Source organism: Ktedonobacteraceae bacterium (assembly GCA_035653615.1).
Classification (GTDB): Bacteria; Chloroflexota; Ktedonobacteria; order Ktedonobacterales; family Ktedonobacteraceae; genus DASRBN01.
The window spans coordinates 184,329-200,323 of record DASRBN010000033.1 but is presented as its reverse complement, the minus strand read 5'-3'; the positions used below and the strand labels follow the sequence as shown (position 1 = coordinate 200,323).

Here is a 15,995-nt window from a genome sequence, read left to right as displayed (position 1 = left end):
CCTACTTCAGATTCTCAGGAACCGGAACCTCTTCCCAGGCTCCGCCTTCAGCTTTCCACCTGTCAAAACCCATTTCCAGATGGGCTACGTCTTTGTAGCCCATCTTCTGCAAAACATCTGCTGCTAATGATGAACGCAAACCGCCGGCACAGTAGAGAATCGTGCGCTTTTCGGGGTCCATAAAACGTTTGTGATACTCGGATTGCGGATCGGCCCAGAACTCGAGCATGCCGCGCGGGACGTGTTTCGCCCCTGGAATTGCACCTTCACGCCAGCGCTCGCGGGGATCACGTATATCGATAATGACAGCCTCGCCCGCCTCAAGTTCGCGTTCCATCTCCTGCTTAGATAGGCCCTTTATGCGGGTACGCGCATCGGCGACCATATCGTTGACCGACATTGGTTCCATAAACAGATGTCCTTTCTTGCAGTATGCAGTGGAGCATTACAGTTTCTGCAATTTTTCGATGACGGCGTCTGCTACCTGCGAGGTTCCCACAGCGGTTGGATCATCCGGGCGCGGCTTGAGATCGTAGGTAACATTTTTGCCCTCGGCAATGACCTGAGCAATGGCTTTCTCCAGGCGATTGGCGGCATTCTTTTCACAAAGATGGCGGAGCATGAGCACACCGGAGAACATCATCGCCATCGGATTGACCTTGTTCTGACCCGCATACTTGGGGGCGCTGCCGTGTACCGGCTCGAATACCGCGTACTGGCTGCCGATGTTCGCGCCAGGCGCGACCCCCAGACCACCAATAAGGCCTGCCGAAAGATCAGAAATAATATCGCCGTAGAGATTGGGCAGCACCAGCACATCGTATTGCTCCGGCTTCTGCACCAGTTGCATGCACATGTTATCGACGATGCGATCCTCAAACTGGATATCATGATATTCCTTAGCAACCTCTTGAGCGATAGCAAGGAAGAGGCCATCGGAATACCGCATGATATTGGCCTTATGTACGGCGGTCACTTTGCGGCGACCGTTCGCGCGCGCATACTCGAAAGCGAACTTGACGATGCGGCGCGTCGCCATCACAGAAATAAATTTGATGCTGATGGCAGACTCATTGTCAAGGTGCATTCCCGTTGTGCGGGCGATGGTCTCAAGAATTTCCTGCTGTTCGGGAGTGCCGCGCTGAAATTCAACACCGGCATAGAGGTCTTCGGTATTCTCACGAACAATAATCATATCGATATTTTCATAGCGCGAACGTAAGCCCTGGTAGGTTTTAGCAGGGCGAAGGTTGGCATAGAGATCGAGTTTTTTGCGCAGGGCCATATTTGCGCTGCGGGAGCCTTTGCCGACCGGGGTGGTGATAGGTCCTTTTAAAGCGACCTTCGTGCGTTTAATCGATTCGATGACTTGATCTGGTAAGACGGTGCCATGCTTCTCCAACATTTCCAACCCGGCACGCTGCAGGTCCCAGGTGAACTGGACTCCGGTAGCCTCAAGTACCCGGCGGGTGGCTTCGGTGATTTCCGGTCCTGTGCCATCGCCTGGTATGAGCGTTACTGCATGCGGCATGAATTTCCTCCATCTAAAGTAGAACGCGGTGCCCCATTCCCGTTCAGAAACGCCTTTTCGCGACCTTCGAATGCAAAGAAGTATCTGGTAGCGATAGCGAGAAACATTTAACTTCTACCTGATTATAGCACACGACATGCAGCTTATCCCATAAGACATGTGGAAGGGGCTATTCTGATTTCTTCTTTGCGGTAGAAGATCGTGCGGTCGTTTTCTTTGCTCTACCCCTTGTTGAGGTCGTCGTTCTGGCTTTGCGTGTTGTAGATTTGGGAACCTTCCCATTACTCGATGTCCCGGCAGCCATCTTTTTTGTCCTGGAGGTGGAACGGCGGGAAATAGTAGCTACAGAGCCGGTTGCGGCCAGTTCAGATTCTGGATTTGGGGTTTCGGCTTTTTTGCGTGTGGTGCGGCGCGTGGTTGTGCCATCCGGCCTGGGTTTCTCCTCAGCTGATTTCTGGACGGCAACAACTTCCGCGTAGCAGACGGGGTCCTGCCCGGCGCGTGGGATGACCATCAATCCGCCACACCTGGGACAGAGATCGGGCACGGGACGCTCCCAGATGGCAAAATTGCAGGTTGGGTAATTGTTACACCCGAAGAAGATACGTTTTTTCTGTTTTGTCTTACGCTCTACCAGGTCGCCACCGCATACGGGACACAACGCGCCGGTTTTATTGACGAAGGAGCGGCTATAACGGCATTCGGGGAAGCCCGAACAGGAGATGAAACGACCGAAGCGCCCGGTGCGAATGACAAGGTTGCGCCCGCACTCCGGGCATGGTTCATCTATTTCCTCAACAGGCTTCTGCACACGGTTCATCTCGGCCTCGGCTTTTTCCATCAAGACCTTGAAATCACCATAAAAGCTGTGCAAAAATTCTGTCCAGGATATGCGGCCCTCTTCGACTTCGTCCAGCTTGCGCTCCATCTCGGCGGTGAAACCGGTATCGACGATGTCGGGGAAGTGCTTGTTCATTACCTCGTTGACCGTCTCGCCTAACCAGGTAGGCACGAAGCGGCGCTGATCCTGATCGACATAGCCACGATCCTGAATGGTGCTGAGAATTGGTACATAGGTACTGGGACGGCCAATGCCCTGCTCCTCAAGCTCCTTGATCAAACTTGCTTCTGTATAGCGTGGAGGCGGCTGCGTAAAATGCTGCTCCGGCTTCAATTCACGCAGGTCAAGTACTTCATCGACCTTAAGGGCGGGCAGCAATTTTTCGTCCTCTTCACGCTGCCATACCGCCAGGAAGCCTGGAAACTTGAGATGCGAGCCGGTAGCGCGAAAGACATACTGCGCTGCTACAATGTCTACACGCACGGTATCAAAGACGGCAGGCGTCATGAAGCTGGCCACGAAGCGCCGCCAGATCAGGTTATAGAGCTTGAACTGGTCGGCAGAGAGATGCGGCTTGACGATCTGCGGTGTCAGCGTGACATCGGTCGGTCGAATGGCTTCGTGGGCATCCTGGGTGGTAGCTTTAGCCTTCCCGGTGCGGCCCTGCCCGACATATGGCTGGCCAAATTCCTGCCCAATGTACGCCTTGACCCTGGCCTGTGCCTCTTCAGAGATGCGAGTCGAGTCGGTACGCATGTAGGTGATGAGACCTTGATGCCCACGCTCGCCGAGTTCGATGCCCTCGTAGAGTTGCTGTGCCAGGCTCATCGTCTTCTTGGGCTTGAAGTAGAGGCGGGACGAGGCATCCTGCTGCAAGGTACTGGTGGTATAGGGCGGGAATGGCTGGCGGCGCTGCTCCTTCTCCTCAATCTTGAGGACGGTATAGGTCGCGCCCTTTAAATCGGCCAGGATGGTATCGGCCTCTTCTTTTGAAACGATTTTGATGCGCCCCTTTTCGGCCCGTACTTTTTGCGCGCCATTCGAGCCGCTTGAGCCATTGAGCGAAGGATTGGCCGGCTCTTCGCCTTCTGAACCCATGTCTTCGCTGCCCAGGGCCGCGATATCTTTGACGCGCGCGATGAGGTTGGCTTCGAAGCGTTCTTGCTGCCCCTGTTTGCTCAACAGCGCGATGATGCTCCAATATTCTTCCGGGACAAAGGCCCGGATCTCGGCCTCACGGTCGCAAATGAGTCGCAGAGCCACGGACTGAACGCGCCCGGCGCTGGTGCCCGATTGAATGCGCCGCCAGAGCAATGGGCTGATTTTATAGCCGACAAGGCGGTCTAAGACACGACGAGCCTGCTGGGCGTTGAAGAGGTCTTCATCGATATCACGAGGCTTGCGTATGGCTTCCTGGACGGCGCCTTTCGTGATTTCATTGAAGACGGCACGGCGTGGATTTTTGAGATCAAGCGTGTGTTTCAGCGACCACGCGATGAATTCGCCTTCGCGGTCGGGGTCGGGCGCCAGGTAGACCTCATCCGCGCGTTTGGAGGCCGCTTTCAATTCATTGATCAGCTTATCTTTTTTCTCAATGATTTCATATTGTGGTGTAAAGTCTTTGCGTGTATTTACTCCAAGGCCCTTTTTGGGCAAATCTATAATATGCCCCATGGAGGCGCGCACCTCGAAGTCGCGCCCCAGAAATTTCTCAATAGTTTTGGCTTTCGCCGGAGATTCTACAATTACAAGTTTCTTAGCCATTCCCTATACCTGATCTAATGAGTGGGCGAAACAAACCGCGAGTGGTTTATTCGCCCCGCCGACACATCCATATTCCATGCTCATTGCATAGGATAGCATATCTTGACAAGGGGTTGTTTTCACCAATGACCCGAACCAGGCCTGATGTAATACTTATTTTTCGCTCGCCTTCCTTGAAACTTAACAGCGAAACAGCATATTACTACATGACACGTTTATTTCAACAAAATGTTCTACGCAAGAATAACACGGGTTGTCCAGCATCTATTCCTCGGAAAAGGCATGGGCGGGCGACCTCAAAGCGTTTTTTGTGGAGGGCGACCTCAAGGGTCGCGCCTACTTGACCAGCTTGCGCCTGCATGCTATGCTGCAAATTATAAGATTTATGTAATGTAAATCGTGACGGAGGAATAGGATGGGGAAACAGAAGTCGCCACGCCTGGTGAAAAGGGACGGGCGTATCAAAAGACCGCGAAGCAGCGCAGGGGAAGAACAGTCCTCTGTTGATCATACATCTGTTGAAAGTCATCGTTATAGCAGGCGACGGCGTAGTTCATTGCGCGCAGGACTGGCTGTGCTGGGTGGAAGAGCGGCGGGCGCGTTGAGCCGCCGTTTGCACCTGGGTGGTGGCACCAGCATTGCCGGCGTGGTGGCACAGCGCCTGTACCCGGATATCGTGGGGCATCTTTCGAAACAATTGCGCTATGGAAGCATACTGGTTACAGGTACGAATGGGAAAACGACGACCAGCGGCTTCATCGCCGCAATCTTAAGCGACGCCGGCCTGCGCGTGTGGCGCAACCGGGAAGGCTCGAATTTGATGCGCGGCGTGGCAGGGGCGCTGGTGATTCGCGCCCAGCCGGATGGCAGACTGCGTCGTTCGGGACAGGCAATCTCGGTTTTTGAGGTTGACGAGGCTGTTGTACCGCAGTTTGTGGAGTCTGTACATCCCCGTGTGGTCGTCTTCAACAACCTTTTTCGCGACCAGCTGGATCGCTACGGCGAAGTCGATAGCGTCGCGGCCCGCTGGCAAAAGGCTGTACGAATGCTGCCCGATAGCACGACGTTGGTATTGAATGCCGATGATCCGGGCATCGCTGTTTTAGACGGAAATTTTGATGGCAAGGTTGTGTATTTCGGCATCGATGATGCTGAGCTTCATCTTGGAGATGTACCGGAGAGGCACCAGACCTTAGATACGCGCACCTGTTCGCGCTGTGGCACCGATTACAGCTACGACGTGCGTTTCTATAGTCATTTAGGCCACTATTTCTGTCCCGGGTGCGGGTATGGGCGACCTCAACCTTCCGTTCGAGCGGTGAAAGTAGCGAATGAGGGGTTAGACCGGCTGCGTGTTGAGGTTGAGACGCCAGAACACAGGGGAGAAATCGTTATTCCGCTGCCGGGGCTATATAATGTGTACAATGCGCTGGCGGCAATCGCGGTGGCGCAAGCATTAGAAATCTCCTGGAGTCCGATAGCCACGGGCATTGAACAGTTCAAGCCGGTTTTTGGACGTGGCGAGCGCGTTCAGGTCGATGGACGCACATTACGCTTGCTGCTGGCAAAAAATCCTACCGGATTCAATGAGGTGCTGCGCACGCTGTTTAGCGATGGTACGCAGCGTCACGTTCTGTTCATTCTGAACGATAATATTGCCGATGGGCGCGATATCTCGTGGATCTGGGATGTCGATTTTGAGCGCCTAGTTGGACACACCGATTCTCTGACAGTTGCGGGAACGCGCGCATTGGACCTGGCATTGCGCCTGAAGTACGCAGGAGTAGATGTGGACACGATGAAGATCGTGCCACCTGCACCTCTGCGCGCGGCTACCAGAAGCCTGGATGCGAAGGAGCGCCGCAGGCTGAGACGAATCCGGTCGGCGAAAAACGTAAAGGGGCCGGCGATTTCAACGGCAGAAAATGAGCCGTCTTCTGAGGCGGGCGAGCGACTGGAAGAGGAAAATAGCGGGGAGCGGTTGGAGGGAGAAAATAGTGGCGGGCGACCGCAAGGGTACGCCCATACTACTCAGCAAGGGGGGATTGAACTCAGGGAATATGGCATTGCGAAAGCGCTGGATGCGGCCATCAGCCGGGCGCCTGCCGGTGAAACGTTGTTTATAGTGCCAACGTATACGGGCTTGTTAGAAGTTCATCGTGAATTGGAGCGGCGAGGTTTGACACCTCATTACTGGGAGGAGAAAGGCCCATGAACGAGCAGACCATGCCTCGTTACTCCCTCACTCTGGGGCATTTGTATCCAGATCAATTGAATTTGTACGGTGATCGAGGCAATATCTTAACGTTGCGCCGGAGGTGCGAGCTGCGCAATATTGAACTGCGTGTCGTGGGTCTGGGCATCGGTGATGCGCTGGCGCCGGACGAGTATGATATGTTGTTTATCGGTGGCGGGCAGGATAAAGAGCAGGCGCCGGTGGCGCAAGATTTGTATGAGGTCAAGGGGATCGGGTTGTGGGCTGCAATTGAGGACGATATGCCGGTGCTGGCGGTTTGCGGAGGATATCAACTGCTGGCGCATTATTACCGGCCGGCGGAGGGTCCTGACATGCGGGGCCTGGGCGTATTTGACGCCTGGACGATCCACAAAGGGCCGCAGGTAGCGCGCTGCATCGGCAATATTGCTATCAGTTGGAACGGTAAAACGCTGGTTGGCTTCGAGAATCATGGAGGCCGCACATATCTCGGAACGGCTAAGCCGCTAGGGAAAGTGCTGAAAGGCTATGGAAATAATGCCGAGGACCATACCGAGGGAGCGGTTTACCGGAATACGTTTGGAACCTACCTGCACGGCTCGCTGTTGCCTAAAAATCCGCACTTTGCCGATCACCTGATCTCATTAGCGTTGTCTCGTAAATACGGTGCGATTGATAGGGCGGAGGAAGAATGGTACGAGCAGGAGGGTGGGAAAGAGAACGGTTCCAGGCCTTTTGAGACTGACGGGCACTCGCCAGTACCAGGCCCATTGGCTCCGCTCGATGATAGACTGGAATGGGAGGCACACGCTTCCATGTTAGAGCGGTTGGGATTATATCAAGCTGCTGTTACTGCATTGCATTCGTCATAGTTGCGGTATCGTTAGAAGCGATTTGACAAAACCGGCAGGTTCTGGTCAGGCGCTCGCTTCCATAGATGTGGAGCGGAGATGACGAGACCGCAAGGGTCAACCAATGATCTAGCAGGAAGGTAGACATGAATTATGATCGGTCACTGGCTCGCTGTTCTTTTTGCGGGCAACGCCCACCAGAAGTCCGGCGTATGGTAGCCGGCCCAGGTGCTGCCTACATCTGCGAGGCCTGTCTGCAATTATGTAATGAGATTATGTCTGATCCGACGCCTTTTTCGGCAAAAGCGCTGGAGCTTGCGTCGCGTCCGCCTGTAGTGATTGCTGCGCCTCAGAGTCTACCATTAGATGCACCTTCGGTTTCGCGCCAGCGGCCATTACGGACAATGACGCTTGAGATAGAACAGAAACACCGGGATATGACGCTGTTCCTGCACCAGATGCAGTGGTACGAGGAGCATTTCGAGCTGCATTATATCTGGATGCGGCCACCGCTGGCGGCGGGTTTTGCTTTTGTGCCACGGTTGATTTTCTTCCTGCGCGATGATACCGGGATGCGCTGGGCAGGAGACCGGGGCGGCATTTTACTGGCGCGGCCAGAGCTTGCGGGAGATGCAAATTCGGCGGTGTACCAGGGGAGCGCGCGCTTTCGTCCATTGCCCTCTTCAAATGCGCACAGGTTGATTGTGCAGGCCGCCGATCCATTGGGACAATTCGAGGACCCGCCGCTAGAACCGTGGCGTTTTGAAATCGGTTTGTATTAAAGAGATTTCCGGGGTTATCATCCTTTAGCTAGAGCGTTTTGTGGACTACCTCACGCTGGACTCGATACGGGCTTTGACAAAATAATCTGGGGACGGGGCCGATCAATCGGCGGTGGGCGCGGTATGCCTGTCCCCCAGACAGGACTGCCCGGCCCCTACGGGATATTAGGGGCCGATGAATCGGCCCCGATGAGGGAGATGTGGGGCCGATTGATCAGACTGCCTCCAGTCTGTGAGGTCTATGACTCGACCTGTTCTAATGAAGGAACAAGCAAGCCATAGCCACCTGTTTCAAGACGATACATGACATTGACACTCTGCGTTTCATGGTTAAAAAAGGGGTAGAACGAGAGGCCATGGGCCTCCATCTGCGCTATCACCTGTTGATCATTCATGGGCCTGGTGGGAATACGCCGGATCTCCATGATCTGCGACCAGATTTCCTCATTATGCTCTTCTGTAATAGCCGAAACAGATTCTTCATTTTCTTCGCCCTGGTCGCCTTCTTCCAGAGATGTAAGTGCCCCAGAGCGCGACAGTGAGAGAATCTTCATAGCGGGGGTATGATGGCGCTTCACACTGGTCTGTCGATCCTTTTGACGTCCCAGTTGCGCGCTGACTTTATCCAATACCAGGTCAAAGGCCTTGATGGCTGTGTCGGCGCTGACTTCACTATGAATCGGGTGAGCGCTATTGGACAATGCCAGGTGTACCGAGTAGCGGTCGCGGGCGCTGCGGGTTTGTTCCTCGGTGACAGTGACCTCTATACGAGCATTATCAGAAAGAAAACGGGAGAGCCGCCCTACCTTACGCTCGATATACTGGCGCAAGCGGGGCGTGATTTCCATCTGCTTACCCTTGATAATGATCTGCATGGTTTGCCTCCTACTTCCGGCTCAATCTGGTAGGACGAAGCCCATCTTTCCATGTCCTGGCTGGACGGCGACTGGAAAGGCTAGAGTTCTCGCAACAACTACTTCACAGAAGGTACTGCGGTGCTATTGCTTGCCGGATTGAAGCCGACGCTTTCCGTACCAACAACAAGACAAAACGCATGGGACAGTGATTTTCCATTCCTCAGGAAACATGTACCCATGAGCGAATGGTGTATCTCTATTATACCATTCTTCTTTCGATGGTGGGGTTAGCTGGGAAAGAAACACTGGTACCCTGGGCATTGAAGATCAAGATGAAGGATGTGTCATTGAAAAGCAATTTGTTTCCTGGTATACTTGCTATTAAGATGAACAATGTTTCATCTTGTTCGCACAAAGATTCATAAAATGTTCATGCAATGATGTTATGCTGTTAGCGGTACGTACATGAATAAGTATCGTTTCCTTTTCATCTGCCGGGGAAACTGTAGGGGCAGAGCTTCTTCTCATTAAAAAGCCGCGGTGCTGAAATGAGTTGAGGACGGCAAGATGAACGGGTGCCAGATTGAATTGCGGAAGGGTAAGCGGCACATGACGCAATTACCAAAGGATCAGCACATCACGTATCAATTGCAGTATCGTAAATGCGGCAAGCCTTCGTGTAAGACCTGTCGCGAGGGGAAGGGACATGGGCCGTACTGGTACGCCTACTGGCGTGAGGGTTCGCGTCTGCGGTCGGGTTATGTTGGCAAGACGCCACCAGATGGTATAACCAGGGCAAAGAAGACCCTGCAAGCTTCCATGTCCTCGCGGAATGATGAGGCGATGCCGGCACCGCATAACGCGGGCGATATGAATGAAGCGCAAAGAGTGTCTGCTTGACATTGCCCGTGTTCGCGGAAAAGAAGCGCTCCCACATTGCGTGCTGTGATACAATAATGCCATTATTAAGTACGCTAGATGTGGGAGCGCATGTATGAAATGTCCATATTGCGGAGGAACCGAGTCGCGCGTGAAGGACTCGCGGGACGTGGGAGATGCTATTCATCGCAGGCGGGAGTGCGAGCAGTGCAAGGGGCGTTTCAGCACATATGAGCGCGTTGAGAAGTCGCAGTTGATGGTGATCAAGCGCGACCAGAGGCGAGAGGCTTTTGACCGGCAGAAGCTGTTTGTGGGTATCAGCAAGGCGTGTGAGAAACGCCCGCTGCCTATGGGTGAGATCGAAAATACAGTTGAGGAGATCGAGCAGGAACTGTATCGCCAGGGGAAGCAGGAGATTTCGAGTAGCGCGATTGGTGAGCTGGTGATGGAGCGATTGCGGCATATGGATAAGATCGCCTATATTCGCTTCGCGAGTGTCTACCGCTCCTTTAACGATGCGGAGACGATGCTGGAGGAGTTAGAGGCGCTGCTCAACCGCAAGAAGGCCAACCAGCAGGAGTCCGATGGGATATATGCGGGGGATAATGCGTGATGACGACGACTTCTTGCGAGAATGCCTGGTAAGAGCATCTGGTAAGAGGCCGATAAATCGGCGATGTGTATGGCAAACCGGCCCCTACGGGGTGTAGGGGCCGGTTTGCCATACACATCGCCGATTTATCGGCCCACGTTCATTGCCCGACTAATTTGTGGAAACTCATCACCGGTCTCTTATTGACGCCATTGCACAACTTTAACGAGCTGGCTTTTCGACATTGCGCAGGCGGCGGCTGAGCACCGCGAGCAATTTGATAGCGATATCAGGGGAATTGCGCATGGCGGTACGAAATTCCCAGACAGGGAGCAGCAGGGCTGTTACCTCGTCGACAGCTGTCATAGTGGCAGAGCGTGGCAGGTCATCCAACAGCGCCATTTCGCCGATTACCTCTCCGGGGCCGGCGGTTGCAAGGTCTTTTTCAGGTCTATCGGGGTCGGAGACCTGGGTAATATGCACTCTACCTTTGGTGATGATATACAGCCCGGAGCCTGTGTCGCCTTGTTTGACGATGACTGTGCCAGGGCTATAGGTCCGTTCCTGGACGCTTCTCGCGAGTTCACGTAATTCTTTCTTGTCCAGACCTGAGAAGAGAGGCACGTTCGCTAAGGTGTCTTCGTACATGCGGTAGCTCCTTATGTCATGAATATTACGACTGGAGGCATCTTTTCAGAAGGATGCCCTTTTGACAGAATCGAGAAATGATGCCAGACCGTTTAGTGTAGAGTATCTTACCACGGCAGTCCTGTCAAGCCTATCGAGAATATGGGGAGCACCGGGCGTTTTGACATTCTTCTCCTGACGCACTACAATTATTACGCGCCATAATTTTTCGAGAACAAGAGAACTATTTACATAGAGAATGAGCTTGCAGAGGCAATTCTCCTCTTATGAGGGATAGATGTCATGACTACAGAAGATGCAAAAGCGGCTGAGAATCGTTTTCAAACAGGTATTACTGCCCTCAATGATGGCAAACTGGATGTGGCAGCGGAGGCGCTATCTGATGCGGAGATACGTTTCCGGCTGCTGCATGATTTCAAACGAGCGGCGGATAGCCGGAATTTGCTGGCGGATGTGCAACGACAGCAAAATCAGTTGGAGGCGGCAGCGAATAGTTACCAGCGAGCGATTAACCTGTACCGGGAGGCCGGCAGTGTATTGAGCCAGGCGGCCAGTACGCTGGCGCTGGGACACCTTGAGCGCCAGTTGGGGCATCTTGAGCGGGCGCAAGAGGCCTATCAAGATGCGTGGAATCTATACACAGGGCAGGAGGATGCAGGAGGGCAGGGTAATGCTACGCTGGCGCTGGGGCACATCGAGTTTCAACGGGGGAACATCGAGCAGGCCGCCGAGCACTATTCACAGGCCATCTCTTATTACGCTAAAGCCAGGGATCGCATCAATGAAGCCGATGCGCGGCGCAGCCTGGCCGATATCGAGCGCCTGACGGAGCAGTTCGATAAAGCGATTGCCGATTACCAGCAGGTATTGCAGGCCTATGATGATATGGGCGATAAATATGGTAGCGTCGATGGGCTGGTGGGGCTAGCGCGCGTCTACCTGGATCAGCTGCAACTTGATAAGGCGACGGATACGTTTGTCGATGCCTATAACGCGGCACGGCTAATAGAATATGAATTAGGAGAGGCTGATTGTAACCTGGGGCTGGCGGAGATTTATTTCCTGCGCAATAACATTAATCAGGCACTTATCAGCGCGCAGCAGGCGCAACAAAATTACACGAATATGCACTCCGGTCTGGGAGTTGCTTCCGCGAGCCGGCTGTTAGGTGAGATCAACGCGCGGCGCGGACAGCTTTCCTACGCGAGCGGGCAGATGGAGCGGGCATTGCGCATGTTTAAGTCGGAGGGATACCGTCTTGGCCAACCGGAGGCGACGGTTGGATTGGGCGAGATTCAGCGGTTGAGAGGCTTTCTGAATCGCGCCAGGCAAACCTTTGAAGATGCGCATCGCATGGCACGCGCGTTGTCTGACACTCGTGTCGAGTATCGGGCGCTGCTGGGCTTGGGTGACATTTATTACAAGCAGGGGAAAGTTGCGCAGGCAGAACGCAATTATAGTGAGGTCCAGGCGGGCATGGAACGGAGCAAGGAGCCAGATCATGTTTTGGGCGTGGCAGAGGCCGCGGCACGCAGGGCGCGATTGGCAGTGCTTACTGCCAGGCTGGATGAAGCGGAATCATACCTGGCAACTGCGCAGCGAATAGTCACAGGGAATGAACTGGCTGCTCACCTGGTACCCCTGATGCTGGTGGTGGAGGGTCAATTGCTATTGACGCAGGGAGATTTCGCGCAGGCCGAAAAGCGTTTTAGTGACGCTCACAACCAGGCAGAGGGCATACAGGAGCCATATTACGCGGCGGAAGCCCTGCTGGGCATGGCTCGCGCATATCTTTCGCAGAGCAATCTTGAAGCAGCCTCGACAACATTTCTGGAAGCGGGACGGCAGTTTCAACTGATCGAGAGCACTGATGGTGATGCTGCCGCAATGCTTGGCGTAGGACAAACGCTGGTGGGACGGGAACAATGGGATGAGGCGATTGAGCATTGTGAGGGGGCGATCCTGCGCTTCAAGCAGGCCGATGACCAGGTGGGGCAGGCCGATGCCCTGCTGGCACTGGGAATGGCGCGAGCAGGAAATGATGAAGTGGATGAGGCGCTCAATTGCTTTGACCAGGCATTGACGCTATATCAGGAACAGCGGCAACTGCTGGGCGAATCCGACGCGCGTTATGAACACGGCGGCGTTTTCCTGGCACGCGGAGACCTGAATGCGGCCATGAATGAATTCAGGAAGGCCATCGCGCTGGTAGAACAGGTAGTCAAGACGTTGAGTACACCTCAGCAATGGAGTACGTTCCTGCACCAATATGCCGAATTGTATACGCAGGCAATCATTACAGCGGTGCGCCAGCAGGAGGATGAGCAGGGGCGAGCGATTCTCACATCGTTTGTGCGTATAGCAGGGATGCCAGCAATCGAGCAGCAATTGAAAGCCTACGAGGATTCGCTCCCGACCAGCGGGGAAGATTTGACCGACGAGGAGATACGCGCGAACAAAGATTTGATCAAACGACTCAGGCAGGTACGAAAAGGATTATGACTACTATGTACATGTGTGACGAAACGGGATATTATTAGAGGGCAAAGATAGGTTGCTGATTTTGATGGCGGACGATGAGGAGAACCGCCTTATGATATGGCAGGAAGGAAAATGTTATGAGTATACGTTTCTTGCGTGGTGATCCACAGGCACCAAAGGGGCACGCCATCTTTGTGGCACGCAGCACTAATAATTCGCGCACGATTCTCTCCACCTATTGCGTTGTTCCACCGATACCGCTCTCTCTTGCAAAATACCTTCCATCTTTTTTAGCTTCCCAATTATCGCAAGAGGAACTGCAGGATGCGACGAATGTTCCCGTGATGCCCATTCCTCCTATGCTGGAGGAAGGAAGCGCGCTGGAGCATTTGCAGGTGCTGGCGGAACGACGTGATGATGATCTGTGCGAAATTGGAACCGTCAATCCGCGTGACGAACCGCAACGCATGCAACTGGTAGCGCAGGCATGCCAGGAATATGGACAATACTATGTGACCTACGCTTCGGCTTTTGCTACCACTCCCTCTATTGAACCGGCCGAGGATGAAGAGGCACTGGATGATCTGGACGCGGAAGAATTGCTGATACAAACGATGACCGAGCGGCAGCGCCTGGCGGAGCTGGGCAAATTGATAGGTGTGGCACGTTACGCGCTTGAGGGACACGATACTCAATTGCTGCAGGATACGAAGCGGCGCATGCAGCGGATCACCTCGCCCTTGCCTGAAAAATATCGCAGCACCGAACTAATAACAGCTGCGGTTGATCCAAGCGAGAAGGGGGCCAGACTGGCAGAATTATACCTGGAGCGAGGATACAAATTGCTCGATGAGGAATACGCGGAAATTCCACGCATCGAACGCGCTATTCGAGAGTTGCAACAGACATAGCGCTATCACGATATACATATGCGAATGCACCGGAAATCTATAATTTCAGGGCGGAGTTATGGGGTTTGACAACATAATACGATAATGGACGCGGGGCCGATCAATCGGCGGTGGGCGCGATCAATCGGCCCCGACCGGCACAGCCGTGACACTCACTATTGTGCCCACCTGGAGGATTGAAAAAGTTATGCCATCAATTGGATTGAATACCGATATTTCTGCTTTTGTGGATGCGCTGGCATCCGGGGATACTAACCAGATTATCGATACTGCCGGCCAGCTTGTAGAGCAGGGCGCCGATCCCAGCGAGCTAATAGGGCGCGTAGGCATGATCGTAGCCCATGGGGATAGCGATGGCCATCCAACCATTATGCTGGCAGCGGCGAGTATGATGTGCCGCTGGCTGATTGCGCTTCAATATACGCTGGGAGAAGAATGGCGGCAAACCCAGAAACGCGCTTTTCCGCTTTTGATTCAATCTACCGTGGCGGTCATTCCGCAGTTGCGCGCCGGGCGAGAAAATTTCGCCCATCCCAATTACCCGGACCCGCTCGTTCCTGGCGAACTATCCGAGGGACAAACGGTCAATTCGGAAATGCACAAGGCTATTTATGGTAATGATCCCTTGCTGGTCGAGCGTTTGCTGCTGGGTCTTTATTCTACAGGGGCCGATTACCGGACGATACAGATTCGTTCATACGATGGTATTTCTACCACCTTTCACAATGCCGGGCATCCAATGATGTTCGCGGTACGCGGTACGCAATTACTGGATGCGGTCGAGTGGGGGGATCGCGTCCCGAACATCGTACACTGGCTCGCGCCGCACCTGCCAATCACGACAGAAGAGCCTGCCTGGGTCGATACGGTACGCGCGTTTCTTTCCGATGAGCATCATAGCCTCGATAGTTATCGCACGCGCCTGGCTGCGCCGAAGAACGAAAATGCGCTTCCCCTACACAAGCTCATCCTCAGCGATGTCGATGCGCCACAAATTTGCTCAGGCGTATTCGATGCTTTGATTTCGAAAGGCGCTTCGTCGCGGGGTATCGCCTCGGTGATTGCGCTGGCCGCTACCGACCTGATGACGCGAGTTGGCGATGGTGACCGTGAGGCATTTATACAGGCGGCGCACGGGCTACTCTTCGCCTCGGCGGTACGTATTGCTTTCACGGAGATACAGGATGTGGAGGCGCTGCCACTACTGTTCACCTCGGCCTGCTATATCAACGCGCTGCATAAGGAGATTGGGGAACAGCAGCAAGCTCAAGCACCTGCTCAGACCAGCACGCGCAGCCCTATTCTGGGTGGAGGTTTAATCGCGCCCGCATTACTGGATACACTGCGCGAACAATTGGATGCGCAAGATCTGAATGGGGCTTTTGCGACGGCTCGCCGGTATATTCTGCATGGGCATGATGTGCGTTCGTTATTCGCATCTATGGCCCTGGCAAGCGCGAATACCGATCCATCCACCGACCAGGGACACACGCTGCAAATCGTGCAGGCGGCCTGCGAAGAATATATGGGCTGGCCTGTCTCCCTCAGCGATACCAATATCGAGGGATTTTTACATGTAGCACTGCGCGCAATCGCTTTCGCGAAACATAATGACCTGGTCAGGAATTTATAAGAGTGTGATC

Annotated in this window: 13 protein-coding genes; 8 read left to right on the top strand and 5 right to left on the bottom strand. The window is 53.9% G+C overall.

Going from position 1 to position 15,995, the window contains the following annotated elements:
- Position 1 precedes the first annotated feature (1 nt).
- From VFA09_19085 to topA, 3 genes are all read right to left on the bottom strand, one after another.
- A complete protein-coding gene (locus tag VFA09_19085) occupies positions 2-409 on the bottom strand; it encodes a rhodanese-like domain-containing protein (protein ID HZU69390.1) in 408 nt (135 codons plus the stop codon).
- Between the two features lie 36 nt (positions 410-445).
- Entirely contained in the window at positions 446-1,531 is a 1,086-nt protein-coding gene (locus VFA09_19080) for an isocitrate/isopropylmalate dehydrogenase family protein (GenBank protein HZU69389.1), read from the bottom strand.
- Between the two features lie 169 nt (positions 1,532-1,700).
- The gene (topA, locus tag VFA09_19075; protein HZU69388.1) at positions 1,701-4,136 is read right to left on the bottom strand and encodes a type I DNA topoisomerase; all 2,436 of its coding nucleotides are present in this window, start codon (positions 4,134-4,136) and stop codon (positions 1,701-1,703) included.
- Between the two features lie 415 nt (positions 4,137-4,551).
- Here topA and VFA09_19070 point away from each other — a divergent pair, with 415 nt between their 5' ends.
- From VFA09_19070 to VFA09_19060, 3 genes are all read left to right on the top strand, one after another.
- Positions 4,552-6,351, top strand: a complete 1,800-nt coding sequence (locus tag VFA09_19070) for a MurT ligase domain-containing protein (GenBank protein ID HZU69387.1) — start codon at positions 4,552-4,554, stop codon at positions 6,349-6,351.
- The gene (locus VFA09_19065; protein ID HZU69386.1) at positions 6,348-7,223 is read left to right on the top strand and encodes a hypothetical protein; all 876 of its coding nucleotides are present in this window, start codon (positions 6,348-6,350) and stop codon (positions 7,221-7,223) included. Before VFA09_19070 ends, VFA09_19065 begins: the two co-directional genes overlap by 4 nt.
- 125 nt (positions 7,224-7,348) lie before the next feature.
- Entirely contained in the window at positions 7,349-7,984 is a 636-nt protein-coding gene (locus VFA09_19060) for a ClpX C4-type zinc finger protein (GenBank protein ID HZU69385.1), read from the top strand.
- A gap of 239 nt (positions 7,985-8,223) precedes the next feature.
- On the opposite strand, the gene raiA is transcribed toward VFA09_19060, so the two are convergent.
- On the bottom strand, positions 8,224-8,859 hold the full coding sequence (gene raiA, locus VFA09_19055) for a ribosome-associated translation inhibitor RaiA (protein HZU69384.1): 636 nt from the start codon (positions 8,857-8,859) through the stop codon (positions 8,224-8,226).
- Positions 8,860-9,408: 549 nt separating this feature from the next.
- Between raiA and VFA09_19050 the strand changes: the two genes are divergently transcribed.
- Entirely contained in the window at positions 9,409-9,741 is a 333-nt protein-coding gene (locus VFA09_19050) for a DUF6788 family protein (GenBank protein ID HZU69383.1), read from the top strand.
- Positions 9,742-9,835: 94 nt separating this feature from the next.
- Positions 9,836-10,333, top strand: a complete 498-nt coding sequence (nrdR, locus tag VFA09_19045; protein HZU69382.1) for a transcriptional regulator NrdR — start codon at positions 9,836-9,838, stop codon at positions 10,331-10,333.
- A 201-nt stretch (positions 10,334-10,534) separates the two neighbouring features.
- Here the strand turns inward: nrdR and VFA09_19040 are convergent, their stop codons facing one another.
- Complete coding sequence (locus VFA09_19040; protein HZU69381.1) at positions 10,535-10,960, bottom strand: cyclic nucleotide-binding domain-containing protein; 426 nt, start codon at positions 10,958-10,960, stop codon at positions 10,535-10,537.
- A 282-nt stretch (positions 10,961-11,242) separates the two neighbouring features.
- Between VFA09_19040 and VFA09_19035 the strand changes: the two genes are divergently transcribed.
- From VFA09_19035 to VFA09_19025, 3 genes are all read left to right on the top strand, one after another.
- Positions 11,243-13,462, top strand: a complete 2,220-nt coding sequence (locus VFA09_19035; protein HZU69380.1) for a tetratricopeptide repeat protein — start codon at positions 11,243-11,245, stop codon at positions 13,460-13,462.
- A 116-nt stretch (positions 13,463-13,578) separates the two neighbouring features.
- Positions 13,579-14,352 carry a hypothetical protein gene (locus VFA09_19030; GenBank protein ID HZU69379.1) on the top strand — a complete coding sequence of 258 codons (774 nt, stop codon included), beginning with the start codon at positions 13,579-13,581 and terminating at the stop codon, positions 14,350-14,352.
- Positions 14,353-14,539: 187 nt separating this feature from the next.
- Complete coding sequence (locus VFA09_19025; protein HZU69378.1) at positions 14,540-15,985, top strand: hypothetical protein; 1,446 nt, start codon at positions 14,540-14,542, stop codon at positions 15,983-15,985.
- The last annotated feature ends 10 nt before the right edge of the window (positions 15,986-15,995 follow it).